The 25,571-nt window shown below is 62.6% G+C and carries 28 protein-coding genes; 6 read left to right on the top strand and 22 right to left on the bottom strand.

The features are described from left to right. Window positions 1–17: 17 nt before the first annotated feature. The gene (locus tag ACVC7O_RS23305) at window positions 18–989 is read right to left on the bottom strand and encodes a YVTN family beta-propeller repeat protein (RefSeq protein WP_458326599.1); all 972 of its coding nucleotides are present in this window, start codon (window positions 987–989) and stop codon (window positions 18–20) included. Window positions 990–1,002: 13 nt separating this feature from the next. Continuing rightward, window positions 1,003–2,181 carry an ABC transporter substrate-binding protein gene (locus tag ACVC7O_RS23310; RefSeq protein ID WP_458326610.1) on the bottom strand — a complete coding sequence of 393 codons (1,179 nt, stop codon included), beginning with the start codon at window positions 2,179–2,181 and terminating at the stop codon, window positions 1,003–1,005. A gap of 158 nt (window positions 2,182–2,339) precedes the next feature. Between ACVC7O_RS23310 and ACVC7O_RS23315 the strand changes: the two genes are divergently transcribed. From ACVC7O_RS23315 to ACVC7O_RS23330, 4 genes are read left to right on the top strand one after another with little or no spacing between them, the layout of a single operon-like run. Beyond that, window positions 2,340–2,822 carry a DUF3280 domain-containing protein gene (locus ACVC7O_RS23315; RefSeq protein ID WP_458326600.1) on the top strand — a complete coding sequence of 161 codons (483 nt, stop codon included), beginning with the start codon at window positions 2,340–2,342 and terminating at the stop codon, window positions 2,820–2,822. After that, complete coding sequence (locus tag ACVC7O_RS23320) at window positions 2,822–3,367, top strand: SRPBCC family protein (RefSeq protein WP_458326601.1); 546 nt, start codon at window positions 2,822–2,824, stop codon at window positions 3,365–3,367. The genes ACVC7O_RS23315 and ACVC7O_RS23320 overlap by 1 nt, the downstream gene beginning before the upstream one ends. After that, the gene (locus tag ACVC7O_RS23325) at window positions 3,351–4,292 is read left to right on the top strand and encodes a cytochrome D1 domain-containing protein (protein WP_458326602.1); all 942 of its coding nucleotides are present in this window, start codon (window positions 3,351–3,353) and stop codon (window positions 4,290–4,292) included. The genes ACVC7O_RS23320 and ACVC7O_RS23325 overlap by 17 nt, the downstream gene beginning before the upstream one ends. Next, complete coding sequence (locus ACVC7O_RS23330) at window positions 4,289–5,101, top strand: quinoprotein dehydrogenase-associated SoxYZ-like carrier (RefSeq protein ID WP_458326603.1); 813 nt, start codon at window positions 4,289–4,291, stop codon at window positions 5,099–5,101. Before ACVC7O_RS23325 ends, ACVC7O_RS23330 begins: the two co-directional genes overlap by 4 nt. Here the strand turns inward: ACVC7O_RS23330 and ACVC7O_RS23335 are convergent, their stop codons facing one another. The 7 genes from ACVC7O_RS23335 to ACVC7O_RS23365 form a co-directional block, all read right to left on the bottom strand. Beyond that, complete coding sequence (locus ACVC7O_RS23335; protein WP_458326604.1) at window positions 5,102–5,656, bottom strand: PQQ-dependent catabolism-associated CXXCW motif protein; 555 nt, start codon at window positions 5,654–5,656, stop codon at window positions 5,102–5,104. Next, complete coding sequence (locus ACVC7O_RS23340) at window positions 5,653–6,498, bottom strand: substrate-binding domain-containing protein (protein ID WP_458326605.1); 846 nt, start codon at window positions 6,496–6,498, stop codon at window positions 5,653–5,655. Before ACVC7O_RS23340 ends, ACVC7O_RS23335 begins: the two co-directional genes overlap by 4 nt. Beyond that, window positions 6,482–6,991 carry a c-type cytochrome, methanol metabolism-related gene (locus ACVC7O_RS23345; protein WP_458326606.1) on the bottom strand — a complete coding sequence of 170 codons (510 nt, stop codon included), beginning with the start codon at window positions 6,989–6,991 and terminating at the stop codon, window positions 6,482–6,484. Before ACVC7O_RS23345 ends, ACVC7O_RS23340 begins: the two co-directional genes overlap by 17 nt. Window positions 6,992–7,103: 112 nt before the next feature. Further along, window positions 7,104–8,906 (bottom strand): methanol/ethanol family PQQ-dependent dehydrogenase, encoded by a 1,803-nt coding sequence (locus ACVC7O_RS23350; protein WP_458326607.1) that lies wholly within the window; start codon window positions 8,904–8,906, stop codon window positions 7,104–7,106. 127 nt (window positions 8,907–9,033) lie between these two features. After that, window positions 9,034–9,435: a c-type cytochrome gene (locus ACVC7O_RS23355; protein WP_458326608.1), complete on the bottom strand. Its 402-nt coding sequence runs from the start codon at window positions 9,433–9,435 to the stop codon at window positions 9,034–9,036. Window positions 9,436–9,473: 38 nt separating this feature from the next. Beyond that, a complete protein-coding gene (gene fghA, locus ACVC7O_RS23360) occupies window positions 9,474–10,298 on the bottom strand; it encodes an S-formylglutathione hydrolase (protein ID WP_458326556.1) in 825 nt (274 codons plus the stop codon). 4 nt (window positions 10,299–10,302) lie between these two features. Next, entirely contained in the window at window positions 10,303–11,418 is a 1,116-nt protein-coding gene (locus tag ACVC7O_RS23365) for an S-(hydroxymethyl)glutathione dehydrogenase/class III alcohol dehydrogenase (RefSeq protein WP_458323121.1), read from the bottom strand. A gap of 170 nt (window positions 11,419–11,588) precedes the next feature. On the opposite strand from ACVC7O_RS23365, the gene ACVC7O_RS23370 reads away from it, so the two are divergent. Then, on the top strand, window positions 11,589–12,212 hold the full coding sequence (locus tag ACVC7O_RS23370; RefSeq protein WP_458326557.1) for a hypothetical protein: 624 nt from the start codon (window positions 11,589–11,591) through the stop codon (window positions 12,210–12,212). 9 nt (window positions 12,213–12,221) lie between these two features. On the opposite strand, the gene ACVC7O_RS23375 is transcribed toward ACVC7O_RS23370, so the two are convergent. Then, window positions 12,222–13,265, bottom strand: coding sequence for a quinoprotein relay system zinc metallohydrolase 2 (locus tag ACVC7O_RS23375; protein ID WP_458326558.1), 1,044 nt, complete (start codon window positions 13,263–13,265; stop codon window positions 12,222–12,224). Between the two features lie 130 nt (window positions 13,266–13,395). On the opposite strand from ACVC7O_RS23375, the gene ACVC7O_RS23380 reads away from it, so the two are divergent. Continuing rightward, complete coding sequence (locus tag ACVC7O_RS23380) at window positions 13,396–14,202, top strand: quinoprotein dehydrogenase-associated SoxYZ-like carrier (protein WP_458326611.1); 807 nt, start codon at window positions 13,396–13,398, stop codon at window positions 14,200–14,202. A 65-nt stretch (window positions 14,203–14,267) separates the two neighbouring features. Here the strand turns inward: ACVC7O_RS23380 and ACVC7O_RS23385 are convergent, their stop codons facing one another. From ACVC7O_RS23385 to ACVC7O_RS23440, 12 genes are all read right to left on the bottom strand, one after another. After that, window positions 14,268–14,615, bottom strand: coding sequence for a hypothetical protein (locus ACVC7O_RS23385; protein ID WP_458326559.1), 348 nt, complete (start codon window positions 14,613–14,615; stop codon window positions 14,268–14,270). Further along, entirely contained in the window at window positions 14,612–15,271 is a 660-nt protein-coding gene (locus tag ACVC7O_RS23390) for a hypothetical protein (RefSeq protein WP_458326560.1), read from the bottom strand. Before ACVC7O_RS23390 ends, ACVC7O_RS23385 begins: the two co-directional genes overlap by 4 nt. Window positions 15,272–15,316: 45 nt before the next feature. Next, a complete protein-coding gene (locus tag ACVC7O_RS23395; protein ID WP_458326612.1) occupies window positions 15,317–17,545 on the bottom strand; it encodes an ATP-binding response regulator in 2,229 nt (742 codons plus the stop codon). Between the two features lie 2 nt (window positions 17,546–17,547). Next, the gene (locus ACVC7O_RS23400) at window positions 17,548–18,705 is read right to left on the bottom strand and encodes an FIST N-terminal domain-containing protein (protein ID WP_458326561.1); all 1,158 of its coding nucleotides are present in this window, start codon (window positions 18,703–18,705) and stop codon (window positions 17,548–17,550) included. A gap of 9 nt (window positions 18,706–18,714) precedes the next feature. Further along, window positions 18,715–19,428 (bottom strand): LuxR C-terminal-related transcriptional regulator, encoded by a 714-nt coding sequence (locus ACVC7O_RS23405; protein ID WP_458326562.1) that lies wholly within the window; start codon window positions 19,426–19,428, stop codon window positions 18,715–18,717. A gap of 175 nt (window positions 19,429–19,603) precedes the next feature. After that, entirely contained in the window at window positions 19,604–20,791 is a 1,188-nt protein-coding gene (locus ACVC7O_RS23410) for a hypothetical protein (protein WP_458326563.1), read from the bottom strand. Then, window positions 20,788–21,462: a hypothetical protein gene (locus ACVC7O_RS23415; protein WP_458326564.1), complete on the bottom strand. Its 675-nt coding sequence runs from the start codon at window positions 21,460–21,462 to the stop codon at window positions 20,788–20,790. The genes ACVC7O_RS23410 and ACVC7O_RS23415 overlap by 4 nt, the downstream gene beginning before the upstream one ends. After that, window positions 21,459–22,358: a VWA domain-containing protein gene (locus ACVC7O_RS23420; RefSeq protein WP_458326565.1), complete on the bottom strand. Its 900-nt coding sequence runs from the start codon at window positions 22,356–22,358 to the stop codon at window positions 21,459–21,461. The genes ACVC7O_RS23415 and ACVC7O_RS23420 overlap by 4 nt, the downstream gene beginning before the upstream one ends. After that, a complete protein-coding gene (locus ACVC7O_RS23425; protein WP_458326566.1) occupies window positions 22,355–23,317 on the bottom strand; it encodes a VWA domain-containing protein in 963 nt (320 codons plus the stop codon). The genes ACVC7O_RS23420 and ACVC7O_RS23425 overlap by 4 nt, the downstream gene beginning before the upstream one ends. Beyond that, the gene (locus ACVC7O_RS23430; RefSeq protein ID WP_458326567.1) at window positions 23,310–23,672 is read right to left on the bottom strand and encodes a hypothetical protein; all 363 of its coding nucleotides are present in this window, start codon (window positions 23,670–23,672) and stop codon (window positions 23,310–23,312) included. The genes ACVC7O_RS23425 and ACVC7O_RS23430 overlap by 8 nt, the downstream gene beginning before the upstream one ends. Beyond that, complete coding sequence (locus tag ACVC7O_RS23435) at window positions 23,669–24,574, bottom strand: DUF58 domain-containing protein (RefSeq protein ID WP_458326568.1); 906 nt, start codon at window positions 24,572–24,574, stop codon at window positions 23,669–23,671. The genes ACVC7O_RS23430 and ACVC7O_RS23435 overlap by 4 nt, the downstream gene beginning before the upstream one ends. Continuing rightward, the gene (locus ACVC7O_RS23440) at window positions 24,571–25,527 is read right to left on the bottom strand and encodes an AAA family ATPase (RefSeq protein ID WP_458326569.1); all 957 of its coding nucleotides are present in this window, start codon (window positions 25,525–25,527) and stop codon (window positions 24,571–24,573) included. The genes ACVC7O_RS23435 and ACVC7O_RS23440 overlap by 4 nt, the downstream gene beginning before the upstream one ends. Window positions 25,528–25,571: the final 44 nt, after the last annotated feature.

Genomic DNA, 25,571 nt, shown 5'->3' on the forward strand with positions numbered 1-25,571 from the left:
GATTGTCTTTGAGTGTCTCAGTCGATCGCCACAACGCCCCAGGGCTGTTGTCCGACCTGAATGGATTTGATGGCCTGTTCCTTTTCCACATCGATCACGGTGATGTCGTTGGAGTTGCCGTTTGTCGTCAAAAGGTACTTCTCATCCGGCGTGAAATCGAGCTGCCAGACGCGTTGGCCCACGAGGATGTAGTCAAGCACCTCAAGGCTCTGCGCGTCGATTACGGCCACGCGGTTCGCGGGCCCCAGCGCCACGAAAAGCCGCTTCCCATCGGCCGTTACCCGTGCGCCCACCGGTTGCAGCCACTCCGGCTGCACGCCTGCCACTTCAAAGCTGATCTTGCCGACCACCGTGGGGCTGCCGTCTTCGGCGATGTCCATCACTGACACGGTGCCGCCGATTTCAGAGGTTACGAACAGTCGCTTGCCATCGGCGGTGTAATGCGCATACCGCGGGCGCTGATCGACGAGGATGTTGTGCTTGATCTTATAGTCTTCGGTAGAGATGAAATGCGCCATGTTGGTGGTCTCAGAAGTGTTGACCACGAACTTGGCGTCTGGGCTCATGCCCATGCCTTCCGGTTCCACACCAACAGGTACTTCGGCCAGCACCATGCGGGTCTCGGTGTCGACAACCGTCACCAGGTTGTCGTCCTCATTGGCGATGTAGAGCCGCTTGCCGGAGGGCTCCAAGATGAAGAGCTCCGGGTCCGGGCCCGAGGGCAGGCTGGGAAGTTCCTCATAGGTGTTGGCGTCGAAGACCCGCACCAGATTGTCGTCTGAGGCGCAGACATAGATGATGCTGCCGTCGGGGCTCGTGGTGATCCCGCGCGGTCGATTGCCCGCAAAGAACTCGGTCTCCACCTCCCAGGTCTCGGTGTTCACGACTGTGATCGTGTTGCCGCGCTCGTTCGAGATGAACGCCTTGCCCGCATAAGCCGGGGCAGCGATGAGGGCGGTCAGCGCCGTCGAGAGTAAAAATGATTTCATTTCGTATCTCCGGTTAGTCAAAGGCGGTGCAACTGGATTCAGGCCGGTCAAGACCCATGGTGTCCAGCGGCGAGCTCTGGTGCAGGAAACCTTCCTGCGGGCTGACGCTCACTGTGATCACCCCATCGTAGAGCAGGATTGGCTGACGCAGCTGGCCGTTCCAATCGCGGAAGGTGACCTTCTGGCCCTTGAAAGCGGCCAGTTCGAAGGCATCCGAGATGGCATAGTCGCGTACCCCGTCCGGGTCGGCGGTGTTGGCCCGTGTCACGGCCTCGCCGACGACACGTAGAGCCAGCCAGACGTTGTAGTCTTCGGGCTTGGCGTACCGTCCTGTCAGGGCTTCGAAGCGGGTCTGATACTGCGTCGCGCCATAGGCTTCGTGGGCGCCGTGGAAACTGGTCGGGACCAACCCGCCAGAGCCCATGACCGGTCGTGGCGTCCAGAGGTGATAGCTCAGGTAGCGGGCGAAATAGTCGGTCTCGTCCGCGGCGATGACGACATCATGAGCATCCGTGTCCTGCGTGAAGGCGGGCAACTGCCGCTGGACCATCACATGACCGGAGTCGGTGCGCCGGGACCCGCCCGTGTCTTCAAAGGTGCGATCCTCGACAATCTCGGCGCCGAATTTGCGAGCGGCCTTGCGATAGGCTTCGGCCAGCGCGACGTCCTCAGGATTGGACCCTGCAATGAGGAACCACCCCGTCCATTTCTTCCAGACGGCGAACTGTGCCACCGCGTCGGCTTTCATGCCATGCGACGGCGCAGTGTGCAGCAGGTTGCCCCGGCACGATCCATCGCGCAGATCATTGTCCGCGGCGCGCGCATTGAACACCAGCGCACCGGCCTCCGCCGCCTGATCCGCGAGGCGCAGAAGATCATCCTTGCGTGACTGCACGACGATCAACTTGATCCCGTCTGCCAGGATTTGTGCCATCGCTGCATCGGCCTCTTCCGGTGGAACGGCCATGGTGGTTGTCTCGTAGGTATGTCCAAGGAACCCACCCGTCGTGCCGTTGTCCTCATCCGCCAGCGCAGCCCCGGCAAAGCCGAGATCGTCAGGGGGGAGGTCATAGCGGCTGATCGGCAGCAGCGTGGGATAGTCGATGCGCAAGACCGCCGCCTTGACGTCGATTGCCCAAGCGGATCCGGCAGAGAAAATGATGACAAAAGCCGCCAACAGCGACCTGTGCAGGCAATGCACGTGAACCTCCCCTGCCCGGCCGTTTTGCCGGGCCTCCCGTTTATTCCCGTCCGTCGCAATCGCGTGAACCGATACTTTTGGCCGGGTTGTGAGGATCAGCCTAACAGCCGCACGATAAAGGACGATTCTTATTTTTTAAGAACAGGCACATGCGATTGACCGTCCTTGCCCTGCTTGCCGCCACTGGCGTTCACGCACAGGAGAGCGTGGCGTTTTTCGGCCTGACTTTACTGGACACATCGCTGCAGACCAGTGCGTCTGGAGAGAACACGGTGGAGCAGGATCGGCTTGCCGTTCTGGAGGAGATGGTGGCCGAGCGGTTTGTGCGCGAAGGTTACGAGTTGGTCGATCTCGAACCTGCGCGCAAAGAGATCGACCGGGTGGTCAATCTGGCGAAGTGCTACGGCTGTGACACCCGGATCGCAACCCAGCTGGGCGCCGACTATTCGCTGGTCGGCGAGGTCCAGAAAGTCTCGGACCTGATCCTCGCGATCAACCTGCAACTGCGTGCGGCCAAGACTGGCGAGATGGTGAAAGGCGGGGTCGTCGATATCCGCGGCAACACTGACGAAAGCTGGCAGCGCGGCATGCGCTATATCCTGAAGAACCGATTTTTCGTGGAGGAGAAATGATGAGAAAACGTGCATTCCTGGCCGCTTGTGTTGCTGCGGCGGTCACACCGGGGCTGGTTCTGGCGCATGGGCCGACACGGCAGAAGGTGACCCTCACGACCGAAGTTGCCGCTGATCCGGCAGAGGTCTGGGCCACGGTCGGCGATTTCCAAGACATGTCCTGGCACCCGGCTGTGCATGACACGGCGGGTGAGAATGGCAACGAGATCGACGCCACGCGGGTGCTGACCCTGGGTGCCGCAGATGGGCCCACGATCTCGGAAATTCTCTACAAGTTCAGCGATGAGAAGATGAGCTATTCCTATCGGATTACCGATGTGAAGGTCGAGGTGCTGCCGGTCACGAATTACTCTTCGCACCTGACCGTGATGCCGCGCGATGGCGGCGGGTCGATCGTCGAATGGCGCGGCGCGTTTTATCGCGGTTATCCCAACAATGACCCGCCTGAAGAGCTGAACGATGAAGCCGCGATTGCTGCGGTCACCGGGGTCTATCAGGCGGGGCTTGATGCCCTGACCGAGCGCTTTGGTGCGCCGGGCTCTTAATCTCGCCACTGCGCTGATCGTCGCTGGCACCTTGTGTTCCGCGCGCGATCTGGCCTTTGTCACCTGCCAGACCGGGGACGCGGTGAGCGTTCTGGACATTGAGGCAGGCGACGAGATCGCCCGTTGGTCGGTACCCGGCAAGCCCGCCGGGGTCGCGGTGTCGGGTGGAGCGGTGTTCACGGTCGCCGCGGACAGCAAGACAGTGCGCAAACATGACCCGCTGTCGGGTCAGGTGCTGGTGGCGGCAGAACTCGACGGCGGCCCTATCGGAATTGCCCATGATGCGGCGCGCGGGCGTCTCTTTGTCTCGGATTGGTACAGCGCCCGCATTTGGGTTCTGGATCACAGCTCTTTGCAGGTTGTGGCGGAGCTTGCCGTTGGCGCGGCCCCGGCGGGGCTCGCACTGTCGGACGACGGGCGTCATCTGGCTTCTGCGGATCGCGATGCGGATCAGGTTTCGATCTTTGACGCCGAGACCCTGCGACTGCGCACGCGTCTTGATGTTGGTAGCCGCCCGTTTGGTCTGCGCTTTGCGCCTGATGGGCGGCTCTTCGTTGGGAATGTGGGCAGCAACGATGTGACGGTGATCGACGCTCTGAACAGCGAGGTTCTGGCAACAGTCCCTGTTGGAGACCGACCCTATGGCGTGGCCTTTGCCCGAGATCGCGCCTTTGTGACCAACCAATACGAAGACAGCCTGAGCGTGATAGACCTCGCGGCACTCGAGCCAATGGCCAAGCTGGAAACGGGCGAATATCCCGAAGGTGTTGATGCCACCGCGGATGGCACCCGCATCGTCGTCGCGAACTGGTTCGACAATAAGGTCACTATTTTCGACGCAGAAAGCCTTTCTGTGATACAAGAGATCGACACGTGCGATGGCCCCCGCGCCTTTGGTGCGTTTTTGCTGGAGGAGGCAAAATGAAACATCTGGCACTGGCAGCCGCGGTGCTGTCGTGGACCGCCTTGCCCGCGTTTGCGAGCAACGAGGCCTGGGACTCTGTGAAAGAACAGCTCTATGGCGATCGGGTCATGCTCAATGGCGACAGTCTCATCGCAATCGACGCGCCCTATCGCACTTTCGATGACGCGCGCACCGACCTTGCGGCGCAGATCGTCGCCCCGCCAGGCGCCCAGATCGCCAAGGTCACCGTGGTGCTCGATGAGAACCCGATGCCGGTCTCGGCCGTGTTTGACCTCGAAACCCCGCAGCCCGGGTTTTACTTCGACATCACGATGCGCGTGAATGGTCCGACGCCGATGCACGTGATCGCCGAGACCTCGGACGGTCGCCTGTTTGTCTCCGAGACCTTCGTGAAAACCTCTGGGCAAGGGGCGTGCGCCGCTCCGCCCGGAACGGACCCGGAGCTTGCGCTCGCGACGTTGGGTCAGATGAACATCGATGTGCTGGGCACCGTGCCGGGTGTGGACAGTGGCAAGCTGACCAGCCTTGCCTCACGCCTCAGCAAGATGGACGTGGATATCTCGCATCCCTCGCATTCTGGCATGCAGATGGACCAGATCTCGCTGTTGTTCATCCCGATGCGCTATGTCGAAACGGTCGAGATTGATCTCGATGGTGCGGGGTTTGTCGATCTGACGGGTTCGATCTCGTTGTCCGAAAACCCGCGTCTCGGCCTCGCTGTGCCGCGCAGCACGCGGTCTGTCGATGTGACCATGACGGATACGGATGGGACAGTCAGCCACGCGCATAAGGATCTGGCGGGCTTCTGACTAGTTGGTCTGGGGCTGGCCGGCTTCCGGCGTCACCTTTTCAAGCGGGTAGCCCCAAAGCTGCCAGCCGTCCGTGCCTTCGGGCAGCCAGTAAACGGACGTATATCCCCATTCCAGCGCGCGCTTCGCCGCGTTCCAACTCATCCAGCAGTCTTCTAGGCAGAAGATCACGACCGGGTGTGTCGGATCGCCTTCGGTGATTTTTTCAAGACCGGTTTTGAAGTAATCGGCAGTGATATCCGCAATCGCCCCATACCCGACATTTGGAAGCCAGATCGCGCCCGGAATCGTGTGGCGGGGTTTGTCCCGCCAGATCGTACCCTTGGGTAGATTGGCGGGCTTGGGTGGTTGCGGCATTACGTCGATAAAGGCAGCATCATCCCTTTCCCAGAGCGCATGCGCTTCTTCGGGACCGACGACTGTGGCCCCGAGCAACGTGGCGGGGACAGGCGCGCGATAGTGATCGGTTCGGTAGTCGGATGGCTCGGGAACTGTTTGGGCCGCGCTCGCAAGCGGCAGCGTCAACCACGCGGCCGCCAGAACGGCCCTGATCAATTGGAGATCTCCATGACCTCGGTACCGAGATCCGTCACCAGGGGTACGCCTGCCTCCACGAGCAGCGCGTTGATCTCGTCCTGATTGCGGCGGATCAGCGAGTTGAGCTGGCGCTGCCAGACCTTCTCACCCTGCCGCACGCCCATCGTGATGCGATAGAAGAGGCGCGGCGGCAGCTCTTCCTTGATCAGCGGAATGACTTTGAGATCGGGGTACTCTGTCTTGACCAGTGGCCCCCCGAGTGGGCCCCAGAGCACAGCGGCATCGATCTCACCCGACTGCAGATCATTCAGCATGTCGGTGGCCGGGCTTTCGTGCCGCCGGTCGACGACGAGGTTATAGCCCTTGGACTTCCCGATCAAACCGTTGCGCGCCAAATGCGCGGCAGGCGGGGTGCCCGCGATGATCCCGACCCGCTTGCCCTTCAAGGCGGGATCGGTCAGCGCCTGTACCCCGGCCAGATCGCCATCTTGCGGCACGATCAGGGTGTAGACAGAGGTGAAATAGTGGTTCGTGTTGAGCACCAGCTCGTGGCCCTGGGCATAACCCATCACCACGTCGCATTGCTTGGCTTTCAGCGTGTTTCGGATGAAACCGGTCGCCATCGGATACCAGGTGTATTGCACCGGCAGATCAAGCTTGGCAGCCACAAAATCAGCCAGCTTGTTCTCAAAGCCGCTCTCGTCCTTGGCCGACATGGGATAATTCGCGGGGTCCGCACAGACACGAAAGGCGTTGTTCGACACCAGATCAGAGGTCTGTGCACCTGCGGACCCCGCGAGGGAGAACCCCAGGAAGAGGGGAACGGTCAGGTTTCGAATGGTCTCAGCCCATGCAGGCATCTTCATCCTCTCGGATCACATCGGATTTGGCTTCTTTTTTCGCCGGCCGCCCGCGCGGCACAGCATCGAGGCCACGTGCTTTCAGATAAACATAGATATCATCAAGATAGCACATGACATTCCGGTTGTCGCCGAAGTGGGGCATGACCGAATTGCCGTTCTCGCGCCCGTTCACGACGACCTCGAAAAAGCCATCATAGCCCAGGCTGACGGCGGAATTCTTGACCGCCGGCGCGTAGGTCGAGCCTTCGCCATCTGGGCCGTGGCAGACGTGGCACTCCGCGTGATAGCGGCGGAAGCCGGAGAAAGTCAGCCAGTCAACGGTGCCATCTTCGCCCACATTGAACGTGGGCACATCGTCTTCGTTGAAGTAGCGCCCGTCTTCCTCGTAGGCGACTTCGTAAATCGTTGGATCAACTGGATCTTCTGCTGTGGCCGTCATCGGGAGGCCACCAGCCAGACAGAGCGCCAGGATGCAGTGTGTGGTTTTCATCGTATCTCACCCATTGTATCTGGGGCCGCGTGTCGCTGTCGCCCGATTGTTTGTTGGACGGGCGCGACCCGAAAAGGCCGCGCCGGTCGTTTGCTTAAGGCATCTGCCGTGATCAGTTCGGCAGTGCGAAGACGGTCAGCTGACCGCCCAGGGCTGTGTAGTCGCTCAGCGCGGCATAGCCCCCAACAGCACCAAGGCCGTCATTCGGGTTGGTCAGACCAGCCGCCAGACCGATCCCGGCCCAGCCGCCAACGCCCGACAGAATGCCGATGTACTGGCGCCCGTCGGATTCGTAGGTCATCACGTTGCCGATGATGCCCGACGGTGTCTTGAAGCGGTAAAGCTCCTCGCCCGTGTCGGCATGCACCGCCTTCAGGTGACCTTCGAGCGTGCCATAGAAGACCACGTCACCAGCCGTGGCTAGAGCACCGGACCAGACCGAGAACTTCTCGGGGATGGACCACTTGATCTCACCATTGATGTTGTCCCAGGCGATGAAGTTGCCCATTCCACCATGGCTGTCAGGTGCCGGGTACATCGACAGTGTCGCGCCCACGTATGGCTGACCGGCGGTGTAGCTCACCCGGAACGGCTCATAGTCCATGCAGACGTGGTTCGTCGGCACGTAGAACATTTCCGTTTTCGGCGAGTAGGCCGCTGGCTGCTGGTCCTTGGTTCCGAGCGCCGCCGGGCAGATGCCGGTGGTGTTCACGTCTTCGCCGTTCTGCGCGGTGGAATACTGCGCCACAACCGCCGGACGCCCGTAGGTGTCGGAGTTCGGATCCATATCGACGCCCGTCGTCCAGTTCACAACCGGGTCGTATTTCTCGGCCACCAGTAGCTCGCCGGACACACGGTCCATCGTGTAGGCCAGGCCGTTGCGGTCGAAGTGCGTGAGCAGCTTGCGCTCCTCGCCGTCGATCTCCTGCTCAGACAGGATCATCTCGTTCACGCCGTCATAATCCCACTCGTCATGTGGGGTCATCTGGTAGAACCACTTGGCCATGCCGGTGTCGATGTCACGCGCCATCACGGTCATCGACCAGCGGTTGTCACCGGGACGCTGCGCGGGGTTCCAGGTCGAGGGGTTGCCTGTGCCGTAGTAGAACAGGTTCTCGTCCAGATCCGCCGAGTACCAACCCCATGTGGTGCCGCCACCGATCATCCACTGATCACCTTCCCAGGTGTTTGTCCCTGAGTCCGCACCGACCGGTTGACCGAGATGCGTGGTGTTTTCAGGATCAGCCAGGATGTCGCTGTCTGGCCCCATGGAATAGGCGCGCCAGACTTGCTCGCCTGTCGCCATGTCATAGGCCGTCGTGTGACCGCGCACACCGAACTCACCACCGGAGATGCCGACAATCACCTTGTCCTTGATCGGCAGCACGGTGGCGGTGTTGGTCTCGCCAATCGCCGGGTCGCCGTTCTGGGCTTCCCACTCGACGGCACCGGTTTCCGCGTTCAGCGCAACCACCTTGGTGTCGGCCTGATGCAGGAAGATTTTGCCATCCGCATAAGCCACGCCGCGGTTCACGGTGTCACAGCACATCACCGGAATGACGTCCGGGTCCTGCTTAGGCTCATACTTCCAGATGATCTTGCCCTCATTCTTGAGGTCAAGCGCATAGACGATGTTCGGGAACGGCGTGTGCACATACATCACGTCGCCGATCACCAGCGGCGAGCCCTCATGGCCGCGCAGAACACCGGTCGAGAAGGTCCAGGCCACCTGCAGGTCGCCCACATTCTCCGCGTTGATCTGATCCAGCTGCGAATAGCGCTGGTTCTTGTAGTCACCCGTCTGGATCGCCCATTGGGTTGGGTCATCCATCTGGGCGATGAGATCGTCGTTTGCAAAGGCCATGCTGGCGGCGCAAAGAGCGATCCCAGACGTGAAAAGCTTGAGCTTTTTCATCATAGTACCTCCCTGTGGTGCGGCGGGATTGCCGCGAGAATGACGCGTGGGCCCGAGGTGCGAGCTTGGCATCAGGTTTTTCCTGCCCGACCGGTCTCTCCTCCCGCCGGACAGGAAATTCTTGGTCTTACGAGCCCTCCGCTGGGAAACTCGCAAGATATGAAATCACGTTGGCCCGGTCTTCGTCCTTGCGCAGACCGGCAAAGGACATCTTGGTGCCCTTGAGATAGCTGCGGGGCTTTTGCAGGAAGGCGTCGAGCTCTTCCGGCGTCCAGGCCTTGCCCTCGGCGGCCGCCTCCATCAGGGCATCGGAATAGGAAAAGCCCTCAACCGCGCCGAACGCGCGATCCACCACGCCGTTCAGAACCGGCCCAACCTTGTTTTCGGCGCCCTCACCCACCGCGTGGCAGGCCTTGCACTTGCGGAATACCTTTTCACCCGCGGCAGCATCCCCGGTGACATGACCATCCGCGAACGCTGCCGCGGGAAGCATTGCCAGTGAGAGTGCTGCCAGAAACGATTTTACCATGTTTTACCTTCCTTGGTTTGAGCCTGGGTCGTATCGGGTCAATTCAGCCGTGCCGCATGCCATTGCACGTGATCGCGTGCGAAGCTGTTCACGAAGAAATACGAATGATCGTAGCCTTCCTGCATGCGCACCTGTCCGGGTTGGCGGCGGCGCGCCATCATATCGGCCAGCGCTTCGGGCTTCAGTAGGTCGAGGAACTGGTCACCCGAGCCCTGATCCACCAGCAAGTCACCTTTCCAGCCGTATTCCTGCAGCAGCAGGGTCGCATCATGCTCGGCCCAGCTGCTCTCGTCATCGCCCAGGTAGGCGCTCAGCTGTTTCCGCCCCCAATCCGATTTCGTCGGGTTGGTGATGGGAGCAAAGGCCGACAGCGAATCGAAAAGCCCAGCATTGCGGATTGCGATGGTGATCGCGCCATGCCCACCCATCGAGTGGCCGGTGATGCCGTGCCGGTCGCGCAGTGGCAGGTTGTCCATCACGATCGACCGCAACTCGCTGACGATATAGTCGTACATGCGGTAGTTGTTCTTCCACGGGTTGCGCGTGGCATTCACGTAAAAGCCCGCGCCCTGTCCCAGATCATAGGCCTCGTCATCGCTGACGCTCTCGCCACGGGGCGAGGTGTCGGGGAAAATCACTGCAAGCCCATGCTTGGCTGCGTGTTCCTGAAAGCCGCCCTTGGTCATGGCGTTTTCATGGGTGCAGGTCAGACCCGACAGATACCAAAGCACCGGCACCGGCCCGTAATTGGCTTGCGGCGGCAGGTAAGCGGCGAAGGTCATTTCGCAGCCGCAGGTGTTCGACGGGTGTTTGTACACCTGCTGGCGACCTCCGAAGCTGCGATTTTCCGACACCAGCTCCATCGCTTCAGAACTCCACCACAGCCCTGATGGATTTGCCCTCGTGCATGAGCTCGAACCCGTGGTTGATCTCGTCGAGGGTCAGCTTGTGGGTGATCATCGGGTCGATCTCGATCTTGCCGTCCATGTACCAGTCCACGATCTTCGGCACATCCGTGCGCCCTTTGGCACCGCCGAAGGCCGTGCCGCGCCAGACACGGCCTGTGACCAGCTGGAAGGGCCGTGTCGAGATCTCGGCGCCCGCGGGGGCCACCCCGATGATGATGCTCTCGCCCCAGCCCTTGTGCGCCGCCTCGAGCGCTGTGCGCATAACGTTCACATTGCCCGTGGCGTCAAAGGTGTAGTCCGCCCCACCCTTGGTTAATTCAACCAGATGGGCCACCATATCCCCATCCACTTTCGACGGATTGACAAAATCCGTCATTCCGAACTGTTGTCCCATGGTGGCCTTGTCGTCGTTCAGATCAACGCCCACGATCTGGTCCGCCCCCGCCATGCGCAGGCCCTGGATCACGTTGAGACCGATGCCGCCCAGCCCAAAGACCACGCAGCGCGAGCCGATCTCGACCTTGGCGGTGTTGATCACGGCACCAATGCCCGTGGTCACGCCGCAGCCGATGTAGCAGATCTTGTCGAAGGGCGCGTCCTTGCGCACCTTGGCGAGCGCGATCTCGGGCACCACCGTGTGATTGGCGAAGGTCGAGCAGCCCATGTAGTGGTGGATCGGCGTGCCGTCGAGCATGGAAAACCGCGTCGAGCCATCGGGCAGCAGCCCCTGCCCTTGCGTCGCGCGCACCTTCTGGCAGAGGTTGGTTTTGGGGTTCAGGCAGTATTCGCATTCGCGGCATTCGGGCGTGTAGAGCGGGATCACATGGTCACCCACCTCGAGGCTCGTGACCCCCTCGCCCACCTCGATGACAACACCCGCGCCCTCGTGGCCGAGGATCGCCGGGAAGATGCCCTCGGGGTCATCGCCCGAGCGCGTGAACTCATCCGTATGGCAGAGCCCCGTCGCCTTGATCTCCACCAAAACCTCGCCCGCGCGCGGACCCTCAAGGTTCACCTCCATGATCTCAAGCGGCTGACCAGCAGCAACCGCAACAGCAGCGCGGGTTTTTAGCATTCAATTCCTCCCTCGGATCACATGCTCAAGAAGCCGTGATCTTTCTACCTGAAGTATGCGCGTCGCCCTGCGCTGCGAACAACTAAGACAATGGTGGGTATTTGGCGCTGTGGACAGCTGGCGGGTGCTTGGCCCATAGTTGGACGCATCGCACGGAATGGAGAAACCGGATGTCACAGCGCCTGTCTTCTGCCCTGTTTGCCCTTGGTCTTGCGCTGGCTGTGCCAGTTCAGGCCGCCGACTATTCCGACCCGACCTGGCCGTGCGTTCAGCGCAAGGTTGAGACGCTCTCGCTTGGCCTCATGTGGCCGCACCCGGTTGATCCCGAGGCACAGCCTGCCACCGACGCGCTGCGCCACGACATCACCGAACTTGCCGGATATCTGTCGCTGCGCCGTGTGGAGCTTGAAAGCCTCCAGCCTCGCGTCGATGCGTTTGCTGAAACCTATGGCGGCGATGTGGAGGCTCTTGGTCTCGTCTTTGCCGAGGTTTTTGACACGCTCTCTACCCGCCGGGGGCGAATCATGAAGGGCATCGAGGATTTCTCGCTGAGCCAGATCGCGCTGGCGGACAAGATCGACACAGTGCGTGCCGAGATGGACGCGATCATGGCGAAGGCCGAGCCTGATTTCGACAAGGTGGACGCGCTTGAAGAACGCCTCGACTGGGATCAGGTGATCTACACCGACCGGCAGCGCAACATCACCTATCTCTGCGAAACCCCCACGCTGCTCGAACGGCGCCTCTTCAGCATCGCACAGATGCTGCAGCAATCGGTTCAGGATCAGGGCTAGACGCGCGGCCTAGTCCCACTCCAACTCGGTAAAGGCGACGGTGGCATTGCGCGGGTTGTAGGCCTCGAAGAGCTGCCAATGCTCTGCCTCTTCAGCAGCGATCTCTTCGACCGCTTCGCCCAGCCGTTGGCCTGCGTCGATGGCCGCGTGGGTGTCCGTTTCGAGCACATTCAAGTAACGCTGCATCGGCGCGAGCCCGTCAGGCCAGTCCAGCACCGGCCCTCCATGCCCCGGCACAACCCGGCGGAACGCCTCGGCCCCCAACGTTTCCAGAACCGCACGCCATCCGCGCAACCGGCCATCAAGCGCAGGTGTGTGGATGTCGAAGATCAAATCGCCGGCGAAGAACGTCCCGCTCACCTCATCCAGAACCGTGAGGTCCGTCCCGGTATGCGCCATTTGCCAAGCCTGTACCTCCAGCACCCGCCCGCCCAGATCGATTTCTGCCGTGTTTTCAATAGCAAGATCGACTGGCACGGCGCGTGTTCCCAGCATCACCTCCGGCCCGACAAGCAGGGCGAGGCTTTCGAGGTAGTTCGCCTGCCGGTCCGATAGCGCGCGTGACAGGTTCGCGTGCCCGACAACCTTTGCGCCCGTTTCGGCGAAGGGGCTCGCGCCCAGAACGTGATCAGGATGCATATGCGTGAGGATCACATGGCTGACCGGCTTGGACGTCTCGGCCCGGATCGCGCGCCACAGCGCCTCGCCCATCCACCGCGCAGTTCCGGTGTCGACAACGGCGACGCTGGTCTCACCGATGATGAACCCCAGATTGCTGGTGTCGCCACGGTTGGCCGGGTCCGGCTCTGCAATCGCGCCCATATGCACGAACACGCCGGGCGCTACTTCAGTGACAGCGAGCACGTCACCGGTCGCTTCACAGCGCGGTGCTGCCTGCGCCTCAAGTCCGGGAAAGACCGCAAGATCCGGCACGCGCGCGGCCAATGCCGCCTCACAGGCAGCTATGGTTTCGGCCTCATACCCCGGCAAAAGGTGATCGCGGCAGGAGCCATCGGACAGGCTCGCGCAGAGGGCGATCACAGCTTCGAACATGGTAGCTCCTTCGCCATCGAGCATCCCACACCATGCGCCTCCGTCCAGTCAGCCATAGGTATATGTGTCAATTTGCGGTGTTTTATGCGATACAGAGCGCAATTCTGTGTTGGAGGAGACAGAGATGGCGATGAAACTTGCGCATGCAGCCGCCCTTGCGGCGCTGATGGTGGGCCCGGCGTGGGCCACCGATGCAGTGAAAAATCCCCTGACCGAAAGCGAGACCTGGAACGACCTGCGCGAAGATGTTGTCGGTGACGCCAGCATTGCCTCCGCCGAAGGTCTGCTCAGCATCGACGCGCCCTACCGCGCCCATGACGCGGCGACCGTTCCCATCGTTCTGAAGCAGACAGACGCCTCCGCCACGATCTCGGCCGCCACCGTCGTCATCGATGAAAACCCCGCTCCGGTCGCTGCCGTCTTTGGGTTCTCACCCGCCATGGGAACGCTGGATTTCGAGATGCGGGTTCGCGTCAACCAATATTCCAACGTGCGTGTGATTGCCGAGACACCGGACGGGCTGCATATGACCGGGCGCTACGTGAAAGCGTCGGGCGGATGCTCGGCGCCCGCAACTAAGGACCCGGAGGTTGCGCTCGCCAGCATGGGCAAGATGAAGCTGCGCAGCTTTGACGATGGCGCGCAGATGTCGACGCCCCGCCGCGAAGCACAGATCATGATCCGCCACCCGAATTACTCGGGCCTGCAGCGCGATCAAATCACGCAACTGTTCATCCCTGCGCATTTCATCGACCATCTGGAGGTCTGGCAGGGTGACGAGCTGCTCTTCACCATGGACGGCGGTATCTCGATCTCGGAAAACCCGGTGTTCCGCTTTGCTTACAATGACAATGGCTCTACCGCGCTGACCGTGAAGGCCACGGATACGGACGGCAACAGCTTTGAGAGCAATCTGCCGAAATCAGTCAGCGGGTAACACCGCAAAGCTCAAGCGAAACGGGTCGCGCTCAGTGGGACGCGGCCCTTTTTCGTGACTGGTCTTCAGAAGCAGATGATTTCAGCTTCTGCCTGTGCGCGGCGCAGGTCGGCAACCATATTCTCAGCCATGGCCGCGCTTTGGAAAAACGACATGCGTTCGCCGCCGACCCGGCGCATCGACAGCACGGTCTCAGCCTCCAGATATTTCTCATACGGCAGGATCGAAGCGATCTCGTCGATGGAACAGGCACAGCGGTCGAGCATCTCGCGGGTCTGACCGTTGGTCACCATGCAAGCGAACACATAGTCGGCGCGAGCAGCGGTCGGGTAGTCATTCAGTTGCTCCGCTACGGACTGTGCGAAGGCCGCCGCTGGCAAAACCGCGGCAACCGCAACGGCGACCATCCTCATGGCGTCTCATCCATGCGGTCGAACAGGATTTCGGACTTGTAGACATCGCCGCCCGAGGCCTCCGCCACGAGGCTCGTGTACCAGCCGGGTACCTCCTCCGACATGGTGACGCGCAGTTCCAGATCGCCAAAGCCTTGCATCCGGTCGCGGTTGGGGTCCTCGGCAAAGGGATAGAGGCGGATGGTCTGGGTGCTGACAGTCTTGCCCGCGACCACTGCCTGCCCCTCTTCGATATCCGAGATCTGGATCAGCGCGTCTTTCACCCGGTTGCGAATGTAGAAGGGGCTGCCACCCGCCGCCTCGGCCATGTCACGGACAACGGTTTCGTAGAAATACATGATCATCGGGTTGCCGACACTGGCCGGAAAACTGCCGAGCGCCTTGTGCTTGCCGCCCTGCCGGAACTCGAGCAGCGCCATCGGCGCCTCACCCTCGCGGAAACTCAGCGCAATATCGCCGGTATCGCGGCTCTCGGCGTCAGGTTTCAGCGCACTCGCCACCTCGCGGCGGTACACCAGCTCGGCATCCCGATCGACCTTGTCGAGCGTGCCGGTCCGGAACAGCATATCATAGGTCTTCTCACCCGCCAGCGGGCTCGCGGACACCACACCGGCACAGAGCGCTGCGACAAGTGCAAAAGCCGTCATCCTGATCATCTTATCTCCTCCCGAAAGCAAGTGTGCGCCCGTGCTCCAGAGCTGTCACCGCCGACTTTTGTCGGTGTCCCGATCCGCGCCAGCGCCACGAATTTTCCAATCGATCAAAGGCAGCAGCCGCGACAACTCCGCCGGTTTGGTCAGCACGGACATGTCGTTCTGGGTGCCGAGGCGCCGCACGCTTTCGCTGCGGTCCGCCGTAATCAGGATCGCCGGCACATGGCTGTCCGTGGCCGCGCGAATGTCTTGCGTGGCGCGCACGCCCGTATCTTCGCCATCCAGTTGATAGTCCGCGAGAATGATATCGGGCGGCATCCCCAGATCGCTGACATGGGCCAGCGCTTCGCCGGTCGAGCGCGCAGGCAGCACGCTGGCACCGCGCAGCTCGAGCCATTGCGTCGCGCCATAAAGCACATCCGCGTCGTTCTCGATGACCAGTGCAATACAATCGAGCGCCCCGTCAAAGGTGTCTTCGACCGGTCCAAACGGTGCCGGGTGAGACGCCCGGCGGTCCACCACATCCATTTCGATGCTGAAGACCGAGCCGGTGCCCGGTTTCGAGCGCACGGTCAGATCGTGACCCAAGAGGCGGCAGGCTCGATCCACCACGGACAACCCTAGCCCCACGCCCGACCCGATGGGCACATTGTCAGCCCGGGTAAACTCATCGAAGATCCGCAGCTGGTCTTTCGCAGCGATGCCAATCCCGGTGTCCCAGACCTCCAGCGCCACCCGCACGCCCTTGCGGCGACACCCCAGCAGAACGCGCCCTCCGGGATCGGTGTACTGGATCGCATTGACGACAAGGTTCTGGATCGAGCGCAGCAGATAGACCGGATCGGACCGCACCACGAGGCTGCAGGGGACCACGTCGAGCTGCACCTCTTTCTGCGCGGCCAGCAGCGCCTGATCGGCACGCACGCCATCCATCAGCCCATGCAGGCTGACATCGGTCGCCGTCACGGTGTCGGGATCGGCGCTCTCCAAACGCGAGATATCAAGCAGCGAGTGCAGCAGGTATTCCGCGGAGGCAAAAGCGCCTTGCAACCGCTCGACCATCGGACGGAAGCGTGTCTCGCGCGTGGTTTCCTGCAGCGAAGAGATCAGCAGCTTTGCGGCATTGATCGGTTGCAACAGGTCATGGCTCGCGGCAGCCAGAAACCGCGTCTTGGACGACACCGCCGCTTCCGCACGTTCCTTGGCCACCCGCAATTCTTCCTCGACCCGTGCCTTTTCCTCGTATTGTTCGGTCAGGTTGGCGTTCGCGCGCGTCAGCTCGGCGGTACGCTCGGTCACCCGGTTTTCAAGCAGCTCGGTCGATCGCGTCTCGAGCGTCACGTCCTTGAGTTCAACGATGAACCCGTCATCCGGCAGCACGTTGATCTGCACGTCGAGCACCCGGTCCACCCCATGCGACACGCGGCTGGTGAGCGCGCCTTTGCGTGCAAGCTCCGCGCGCCAAGCATCCTTGCGCGCCAACGCAGCGTCATCGATCAGCCCGCGCGTGCGCATGAAATCCAGCAGGTCCTGCAGCGGCGTGCCCGGCTGGACCAGTGCCAGCGGCACACCAAGGATGTCGCGGAACCGCGCATTGTGCATCATCACTTCGCCCGAAGCCGAGAAGGTGCATACCCCGGCAGTCATGTTCTGGAAAACCGCCTGCAGATAGTCCGACTGACGGTCAATCAAATGCTCTTTTTCACGCCGGTTGTGCCGCACCAGCGCGGTGATCTCGGTCAGCAACAACACCGTGTTCTCATGTGATGTCTGCTGCGCGCTCAGCTGATACCAGCGGTCGCGCGGCACCTCGACGATCACCGAGACGACAGAGCCCGCCGCCTGCCGGCTCTCCAGCGCCCGGCTGAGCTTGGAGAGTTTACGGTCGGTCGATACCAGGTATTTGCTGCCCGCCATCAGCTGGAAATACTGCTCCAGTGTCAGACCGGGCACGATCCTGTCCGAAACGTCCGGCAGCAGGCCAATGAAAAGGTCGTTGCAGATATTCAGCGCACCCTCGGAAAAGAGCGCCAGACCCTCTTCCATTGATGCCAGCGCCTCGGCCAGCGTCTTACGGGTGCGTTCGCGTTCAAATCGCGCGCTTTCCAGCTCGATGGTTTGCGCGGCCACCTTCTGTTGCAGATCGATCGCGGATTGAAACGCGCGATACGCCGAGGGACCTACGTCCTTTTGTCGGCTGGCCCGGCGGATCAGCGCATCAATGATCTTGGCCTGCTTTTCAACCTGCACCTGCGGCGGGTCGTCTGGATCGATCATGCTCAATAGAGGTTCCTCTGATCCGGCCCGAAGAACGCCACACCCACCAGCGTCTGGTTCATATGCACGCCACAATGCTGTTCACCATAGGTGTTGAACCCGACCACATGCGCGGCGCTGAGCACGTCCGAGACGGCCCGCCCCAGCTGCTTCTGTTCGATTTCAAGTTTGCGCAGAACACAATCGAACCCCAGGATGAAGTCCGGACTGCGCCCCTGATCGTCCTGAATGTCCAACCCGCTTTGCAGGGTCCGGATGATCTCCTGCCCCTGGCCCAGCGTCATGATCAAACCATCATCGATGGCCGCCAGAAATGACAGCGCGTCATCCTCGCCCGCATCCGAGATCGCGCGCACATAATGCCGATCCTTGTATTCGATCAGCATCGGGTTTTCAGCAAAGATCTCCGGCGACAAATCCTCGACTGCACAGCCCACCAGCCGCGCATACTCGCGCGCGGCGGGCGCTCCATTGATCTCGAACACCTTGCGTTCATCGGGGTCGGCATCGGTGATGACCACCTGATTGCCACCCGGCAGAAAGTGATCGAACCCGATGCCCCGGAACGGCAAATCCGTCTCCAAAAGGAGCAGCGTCGCGGCGTTGGTGTAACATCGGCCTTGGTGCAGCACATAGGCTTCCTCGAACCGCAGGGCGTCGCCTGCGGAGCCGCCGAACACCGGCAAATCATCCAGCACGGCCTCGAGCGTCGAGATCAGCACGTCTTCCTGTTTCGACAGCCCATCCGCGAAGATCAGCCCGAGGCGGTGCCAGCCTGCGGTATGCGAGAACGTCTTTTCATGACGCTGCGCCGCGGTCGCCACCGCCGTGGTCGAGAGCGGTTTGAGCGGTTCGAACAGGATAGACGAGCAACGGAAATGTGCCTTGGGGAAAGCCAGCAGCAGAAGCGCATCGGTCTCATAGCCATGGGTTGTGATCTGCCCAGCGGTGGAGCAACCGAAGACCGGCACACCTTCCAGCGCCTCTTCAAGCGTGGCGGCGACGAGTGAGCCGTCGAATTCGCCAGGGACGAAGGCCAGCACGAAACAGGTCTCGCTGCAATTGATCTGCGCCGCAGCATTCCGCGCGGCATAAACCTCGCCCACCGCGCGGGACACGGCAACCGAGATGCAAGAGGGGTGGGCGCGCTCATCGAGCATGGCCGCCTCCTACTGCATCAGGAAAGCGCGCGCTTCCGGCTCTCCGCCGCGTTGCGAGGCCATGACCCCTTCGACCATCACCACCGCCTGGGTCCGGTTGTGCACGCCGAGGCGCCGCAAAAGTGCCGTGATGTGGGCCTTCACCGTCGCCTCGGCCAGAGACAGCTCGTAAGCGATCTGCTTGTTCGGCTTGCCCCGACAGATCAGCCGCATGATGCGTTTCTGCTGCGGTGTGAGCTCGGCCAGTTTCGGATGGTCAAACACCTCCGGCACGTCCGAGCAATAGTCGGGCGTCTGGTAGTCTTTCGGCACATAGGTCCGCCCCTGAACGATATCGGCGAGCGCTGTCCGCAATCCGCTGGCCGAGGTGTCTTTCGGCAAAAAGCCGCAGGCCCCCCGTTTCAGAAGCGATTGCACAAGGTCGAACGAGGCCAGCGAGGACACCACCAAAATCTTCGCATCCGGCAACTGTTCGCGCAGGCTTTCGAACCCCGAAATCCCGCTCACGTCCGGCAGTTTCAGATCGAACATGACCAGCTCGGGGTCAAATCCGCTTTTTGCCTCGTTCAGCGCGTCGGTCAGATTCCGGGCTTTGCGAATGGTCGGCTCTTCAAACACGATCTCCAGGGCCGATTCCAGCGCATCACTATACAACGGGTGATCATCAACAATCAAAATGTCCGAAACCACATCCTGAACAGCAGGCGCACTTGCATGTTCCATTAAGGTTCCTCCCAGCGCCGATGCTACCCGCACTGGTCCCATTTTCAACCGATAGTGAGCGATTGGCTGCAAATCCGCCGCAAAACTCCGAAACAACAGGGGTTTCGAGCGGCCTAGACGGTTGTTTTGTCACTATTTTGCATCTTTTCGCCGCTGCGCGTGTCGGTTTGCAGAATCATGCACTGGCTAGGAACGACTTCGTGAACGGTACCAGGGGACAGGGGTGTTCTTTAGAGCCAAATACGGTGCGATCCAATTGCCGCAACAATTCCGCCCGCCTCGCGGTAGGCCCATCCCGTCGCAGTATCGCGTCCGCCGCGCGGCGCACATCCTGCACCCGGCCTTGTCGCGCGGCCCGTCGCATCTGCCGGGCCAGCGGGTCGAAGGGGCCAAATCGTTGTAACGCGCGCAGCCCTGTCAGTTGCCGACCACTACATCCGTAAACCGTGCCAACGACGATCACGATGCCCGCCAAAATGGCCAAACCCCAGCCAGGCAGCCGTGCGGGCGCTGGGGTGGCGATCGGCACTGGGCCCGCGGCGTCCGGTACCACCGCACCATAGGCCACGCGCTGCGCGCTGATGGTTACACTGCGCGCCACCCGGTTCGCGGTGTCAAAATACTCGAAGCTCAGCGGTTCCACGATGGTCGAAGTGTCGTTGCTGGGCCGGATGGTCCAGCGCCAGAATGCGAAAGACTGCGGCCCATTGGGTGAAAGCTCCACGAACCGTTTTTCGGGATGCGGAAAGATCATCGCCGACGGCGAGGTCAGTTCCGGCATCGGCGGCAGCATCTCGGGCGTGACCCCCAAAGCTTCAATACGCACGACACGCAAGACGCCCTCCCCCGGTTTCAACTGGTCCGGCGCATTCGACCACTGGTCCGAGATTTTCAACTCCCGGACCGGGAACCACCAATCACTGACCTCGGGTGCAGGGGCCACTTCAATAGTCACCGGGTCCGACAACACAGCATGTTCAAACCAGTCATCCCGCTCATCCGTCAGGGTCAGCTGATGGGTAAAGGCTCCGATGGTCAGCGGCCCCGCGCGGTCCGGATAGATCGCCATGCGGCGGCGAAAGGTCTTGACCTTCTCACCGTTCAGCCGTTCCTCGCGCCAGTCATCATTGCCCAGCTGCGTCCAGCTGAACCCGTCGAAATCCGGCTGCACCAGTTTCTCCCGCGTGATGTGGCGGCGGTAAATGCCCCGAATGGTGATCAGCACCATCTCCTTGACCACCGGCGCATGCGCCATGTCCTCGACCTCGATCCAAAGGGTCAGCTCAGAGGGCAGCACCGTCTTCGACTGCGCAAAAACGCCCGTTGGCAGCACCAGCAGCAAAAGACCGATGAGCATCCTCATCGCGGGTCCTCCGGCGGCGGTGGGGAGAGGCCCGCCTTCACCCGCCGCTTGTGCTCCTGCGCAATACGCGCGGCCATGTATTCGCCTGGTACGTCGGCCAGCTGTTCCAACCACCGCTCATCCGCGACCATGAACTTGTCATCGAACACCCGACGCACGCCAAGCTGGCCCCGGCTTTGCAGCTCCGCCAGGCCCAGCATCGTGTTGTTGTTTGTCACCTCGCTGCCGGTGCCTGCGGCGCGGCCATCGCCCCGCGCCACAAAGCTCTCCTTGGTCGGCCCCTCCTTGCGCTCGGGGAACAGCCCCAGCGCCTCCGGATCGATCCCCAGCCCAGCATAGTAAGCCGCGACCACATCGAAATTGGCCTGCGCATCGCTATGCCCACGCGCCTCTGCCAGATCGAAGGCCTCGAGGGCTGCGGCATGGCGGCCCCTATGCGCCTCCGCATTGCCGAGGTTGAACGGGTCATCAGCCGCCGCAAACTGCTCCGCTGCCGCATCGTACCGACCCGCGCGGTAGAGCGCCGCGCCCTGCCAGTCCGGCTCTGCAAAGAACGGAACCGCAAGCCCGGGCAGACCTGCCGCCATTAGGACCCGCCCGAAAGGCGCCGCCCCGCCGAGCACCAAGGCCAGCACCAGGGCGAGACCGGATATCACCGCCAAAACCCTCATGCCGCCTGCCTGCGAAAGAGAAATAGCATGGGAAAGAGCGCCAGCAGCAGCAGATACCGGCCCATGTCGTGCCAGAACAGCAACGGATAATCTTGCTGCTCCAACCGGGTGCGCGCCGCGGCTGACAGCCAGTCGGCCAGCGCCTCGGTCTGGTCGAGTGTAAACACCCGGCCCTGACCAGCCGCCGCATGGGTCTCAAACGCGGCAGGCGGCGCATCAAGCGAGATCAGCGACAGGCGCGCGCCTTGCCCGGCAATCGCCCCCGCCGCCTGCAAGGATGCGGGCCCTAGCCCCGCACCGTCAGTCATCAGAACCACGTCGCCAGCCACAACATCCGCCTCTGCAAGAAGCTCAACCGCCTTCTGCAAACCCCGTTCGGGCCGCGACCCGGGGTCCGGCACGGTGTCCGCACCAATCAGCGAAAACGTCTGCCCCAGCTGCAGATGATCGAGCGTCATATCCGTCGCCACATAGGCATCCCCCGCATAAACGACCAACCCGCCGGGCCGCGTGCCCAGCGAGGCCAGCCCGAACCGCCCCATGGTCAGCATCTGGGGCCAGCGCGCATGTTCGGTGACGCTGGGCGAGGCGTCGATCACGAAGACCACCGCATCGAGATTGCGAAACGACAACGTGTCACGCCGTTCGATGGCTGGGCCGGCAAGACCAATCACGATCAATCCAAGCGCGCCCAGCAAGGCCAGCAGCGGCGCCCCGCTCGCACTCTTGTCCACCCGCCCCAGTGCCGCCATCGCGCGCAGCAGCGCCGGATCAGTCGCCTTTTGCCAATCGCCCAAGCCGCCCCGGCGGGTGTAAAGCCACCAGCCAAACACAAGCAGCACAGGCAAGGCCAGAAGCCATGCAGGCCGCAGCAGGGTGATCTCCGCCCCGATCATGACAGCTCTCTCCACCCCAGCCACAGCCCAAGACAGACCGCAAAGCCTGCAGGCCAAATCCAGTAGTCGCGGAACGCCTCGGCGGCCAGCCCATCACTGTCCGTAGCCTCCAGCCGATCAAGCGCTTCGGCCACAGCGGCCAGATCATCCGTTGTCTTCACCCGAAAGCTCTCGCCCCCCGAAATCTCGGCAATCGCGCGCAGGGTGGCGGCGTCGACCACACCGCGCTCCCCCACCTCGGCAGTGCTCAAATCCTTCGGCCCCATGGCAATCGTGTGCACCCGAATGCCGTTGCGCGCGGCCAGCTCGGCCACGCCGCGCGGGTTGGTTGCGCCGGCATTGTTCACCCCGTCAGAGAGCAGGATCACCACCCGGCTCGCCGCCTCACTCTCGGCCATGCGTTTGATCGCCAGGCCCAGCCCGTCGGAGATGTTCGTCGCCCGCCCCGAAATCCCGATGGTGGCACCTTCGATCCGCTTGGCAATCGCCTCCACGTCAAAGGTGAAGGGCGCGGCGTAGTAGGCCTCCGACCCAAAGACGATCAGCGCCACCCGGTCGCCGCCCCGCCGCCGGGCGAAATCCGCACCCACCGTGGTGACCGCCTCCAGCCGCGTGATCTGGCGGTCGTCGAGGTAGAAATCATCGCGCACCATCGAGCCTGAGAGATCGAGCACGATGGCCAGGTCACGCCCGGTCACCTTCAACGCAGACATGGGGGCCAGGTCGCGCGGACCCGCCGCTGCCAGCAACAGCAATCCCCAGATCGTCCAGAGCACGCCCTGTCGCACATCGATGCCAGCGGATCTAGCCCGCCCTTGTCCAGCAGTGATCAACGCCCCACCGATCCGGTCTGGCACAACGATGGCCCCACCGACCATCTGCTCGGCCCCAAGAAACCGCATCGCGAGCAAGGGCAGCGGCAAAAGCAGCAGCATCCAGGGATCGGCCAGCTCAAGCATGGGCGCGTACCTCGGCCTCCAGCGTGGCCAGATCGATCCCGCCACCGGGCTCATAGATCGCGCCCCGGATCGCTGCATAGCGCGCGGGCGCTGCCTGCCGCAGCAGATGCAGCAAGGCGACCCGCCGCTCTGCCTCCGGCAAAGCCTGTAGATCATCCAAGGGACTTCTCACCGGCGACACACGCACCTTCAGGCTCAGCAAACGGACCAAGCTCACCAGCAACAGCGCGGCAAGGCTCGCCAGCCCAAGGACCACCGCGACATCTGCAGCCAGGCCTCCGGCTGCCTCGGCAGGCAGGTGAATGTCCCGCAGGCTCGCCAGCATCGCCTCTTCGCTGAGCGCCCGGTCCGTCATGCCGCGCGCTCTGCTGGAAAGCCCGCCACGATGCGCCGCGCGGCCTGTTCGACGCTTTCGCCCGCATCCAGCACCAGCGCAGCACGCCCGGCAATCTGGCGCATGGGGTCCTCCGATGGGGTTGTGCCGCCGCCCAGCGTCAGCCGGACGCGGCGTCCATCCGCCATGCGGACCGGATAGCGCCCCTGCGGCATCCGCCCAATCTGCGCATCCGTTATCATCAGCAGTCGTGGCAACCGCCGCCGCGCCAGCGCATCCAGCCGGTCGGGCAACCCCGCCCCCGGCACGTCGAATCCTGAGGCGATTACCAGTTCCGCGCCAGAGGGCACCAGCCGGTCCGCCCGCGACAACCCCTGGTCCAACGCCGGATCGGCCCCCTGCCCCGCTGCCATGGCAGCAAGTCCCGATTGATGCGCCTGCACCATGCCGCCGATCACGTCGAGCATCCCCCGGGTCCGCCCACGCGCAGGCACGATCACCGGGTCGGACCCGGTCAGCGCCAGCAAGCCCACGCGCCCGCCGCTTTCCACCACGGTCCAGCCGACAAGGCTCAGCGCCTCGGCGACACAAACCGATCGGAACGCGCGCCGCAGGCCCCAGAACATCGCCGGTCGGAAATCGGCGACCAGCAGGCTCACGCGGTCGCGCTCCTCTTGGAACTGGCGCACGTGCAGCCGCCCGGTGCGCGCGGTGGTGCCCCGGTCCAGATGCCGCAAATCATCGCCCGCCACATATTCGCGCATGTCCGCCACTTCGAGCCCGTGGCCCTTGCGGCGGGTCGCAAACCCGCCGGGCAGAGCGGCCAGCACCGGCGCGGATTGCGCGGCAAGAGCCACGCGGCGCAGGGCGATCAGGGCGTCAGAGCGCAACGAGACGCCCGGGACGTCCAGCGCCGCCATCATAAGGGGGGCGTAGCGTTCAAGATATCCGCCACCACGTCGCGCGGCTTGCGCCCGTCAGCCACCGCGCGCCAGCTCAACACCATCCGATGCGCCAGCGCATCCCCGGCCAATTCCGCCACATCCTCTGGCATCGCATAATCACGCCCCTTCAGATAGGCACGCGCGCGGGCCGCAGCGGCCAGTGCCAGCGACCCACGCGGCGAAACCGCATGTTCGATATCCGCCGACTGTGGCCCCTCGCGCGTGGCATGAACCAACCGCACGATGAAATCGCGCAGCTCCGGGGCCAGATGCACCACCCGCACCGCTGCCCGCGCCGCGGTCAAATCCTCCAGCGTGAAGACTTGCGCCTGCGGCACACCTCCTTGGCTCTCCGCCTCGACCAGGTCGAGGATCCGCCGTTCGGTCTCCAGCCCCGGCAGCTCCAGGACCACGTGCAGCAGGAATCGGTCCAGTTGCGCCTCGGGCAGCGGGAAGGTGCCATCGTGTTCAATCGGGTTCTGCGTCGCCACCACGAGAAACGGATCCGGCAGCGCGTGGGTCTCATTGCCGGCGGTCACCTGATGCTCGGCCATCGCTTCCAGCAGCGCCGATTGCACCTTGGGCGGCGCACGGTTGATCTCATCCACCAGCACGAGGTTGTTGAAGACCGGGCCAGGCACGAACTCGAAACTGCCGTCCTGCGGTTTATAGACCGGCGTGCCAGTGAGATCCGAGGGCATCAGGTCCGGCGTGCATTGAATGCGGGCAAAGCTGCCCTCCACCGCATCCGACAACCATTTGACCGCACGGGTCTTGGCCAGCCCGGGTGGCCCTTCGACCAGCAGATGTCCATCCGCAAGCAGCGCCACCAGCAGCCGTTCAATCAGGACCTCATGGCCCACCAGACCGTGCGCCAGAAACGACGACAGGGCCGCCACACCATGCTCCGAAGGCTCGGGCCGTGTATCCATATCTCCTCCCGACCGCTCAACAGAGCGACCTTGCGAGATCACGC

Source organism: Roseobacter cerffii, from assembly GCF_054226325.1.

Bases quoted from the DNA above. Each gene is read 5' to 3' on its own strand.
- ACVC7O_RS23305 (WP_458326599.1), bottom strand. From the start codon at position 989: ATGAAATCATTTTTACTCTCGACGGCGCTGACCGCCCTCATCGCTGCC.
- ACVC7O_RS23315 (WP_458326600.1), top strand. From the start codon at position 2,340: ATGCGATTGACCGTCCTTGCCCTGCTTGCCGCCACTGGCGTTCACGCA.
- ACVC7O_RS23320 (WP_458326601.1), top strand. From the start codon at position 2,822: ATGAGAAAACGTGCATTCCTGGCCGCTTGTGTTGCTGCGGCGGTCACA.
- ACVC7O_RS23330 (WP_458326603.1), top strand. From the start codon at position 4,289: ATGAAACATCTGGCACTGGCAGCCGCGGTGCTGTCGTGGACCGCCTTG.
- ACVC7O_RS23340 (WP_458326605.1), bottom strand. From the start codon at position 6,498: ATGCCTGCATGGGCTGAGACCATTCGAAACCTGACCGTTCCCCTCTTC.
- ACVC7O_RS23345 (WP_458326606.1), bottom strand. From the start codon at position 6,991: ATGAAAACCACACACTGCATCCTGGCGCTCTGTCTGGCTGGTGGCCTC.
- ACVC7O_RS23350 (WP_458326607.1), bottom strand. From the start codon at position 8,906: ATGAAAAAGCTCAAGCTTTTCACGTCTGGGATCGCTCTTTGCGCCGCC.
- ACVC7O_RS23355 (WP_458326608.1), bottom strand. From the start codon at position 9,435: ATGGTAAAATCGTTTCTGGCAGCACTCTCACTGGCAATGCTTCCCGCG.
- fghA (WP_458326556.1), bottom strand. From the start codon at position 10,298: ATGGAGCTGGTGTCGGAAAATCGCAGCTTCGGAGGTCGCCAGCAGGTG.
- ACVC7O_RS23365 (WP_458323121.1), bottom strand. From the start codon at position 11,418: ATGCTAAAAACCCGCGCTGCTGTTGCGGTTGCTGCTGGTCAGCCGCTT.
- ACVC7O_RS23370 (WP_458326557.1), top strand. From the start codon at position 11,589: ATGTCACAGCGCCTGTCTTCTGCCCTGTTTGCCCTTGGTCTTGCGCTG.
- ACVC7O_RS23375 (WP_458326558.1), bottom strand. From the start codon at position 13,265: ATGTTCGAAGCTGTGATCGCCCTCTGCGCGAGCCTGTCCGATGGCTCC.
- ACVC7O_RS23380 (WP_458326611.1), top strand. From the start codon at position 13,396: ATGAAACTTGCGCATGCAGCCGCCCTTGCGGCGCTGATGGTGGGCCCG.
- ACVC7O_RS23385 (WP_458326559.1), bottom strand. From the start codon at position 14,615: ATGAGGATGGTCGCCGTTGCGGTTGCCGCGGTTTTGCCAGCGGCGGCC.
- ACVC7O_RS23390 (WP_458326560.1), bottom strand. From the start codon at position 15,271: ATGATCAGGATGACGGCTTTTGCACTTGTCGCAGCGCTCTGTGCCGGT.
- ACVC7O_RS23395 (WP_458326612.1), bottom strand. From the start codon at position 17,545: ATGATCGATCCAGACGACCCGCCGCAGGTGCAGGTTGAAAAGCAGGCC.
- ACVC7O_RS23400 (WP_458326561.1), bottom strand. From the start codon at position 18,705: ATGCTCGATGAGCGCGCCCACCCCTCTTGCATCTCGGTTGCCGTGTCC.
- ACVC7O_RS23405 (WP_458326562.1), bottom strand. From the start codon at position 19,428: ATGGAACATGCAAGTGCGCCTGCTGTTCAGGATGTGGTTTCGGACATT.
- ACVC7O_RS23410 (WP_458326563.1), bottom strand. From the start codon at position 20,791: ATGAGGATGCTCATCGGTCTTTTGCTGCTGGTGCTGCCAACGGGCGTT.
- ACVC7O_RS23415 (WP_458326564.1), bottom strand. From the start codon at position 21,462: ATGAGGGTTTTGGCGGTGATATCCGGTCTCGCCCTGGTGCTGGCCTTG.
- ACVC7O_RS23420 (WP_458326565.1), bottom strand. From the start codon at position 22,358: ATGATCGGGGCGGAGATCACCCTGCTGCGGCCTGCATGGCTTCTGGCC.
- ACVC7O_RS23425 (WP_458326566.1), bottom strand. From the start codon at position 23,317: ATGCTTGAGCTGGCCGATCCCTGGATGCTGCTGCTTTTGCCGCTGCCC.
- ACVC7O_RS23430 (WP_458326567.1), bottom strand. From the start codon at position 23,672: ATGACGGACCGGGCGCTCAGCGAAGAGGCGATGCTGGCGAGCCTGCGG.
- ACVC7O_RS23435 (WP_458326568.1), bottom strand. From the start codon at position 24,574: ATGATGGCGGCGCTGGACGTCCCGGGCGTCTCGTTGCGCTCTGACGCC.
- ACVC7O_RS23440 (WP_458326569.1), bottom strand. From the start codon at position 25,527: ATGGATACACGGCCCGAGCCTTCGGAGCATGGTGTGGCGGCCCTGTCG.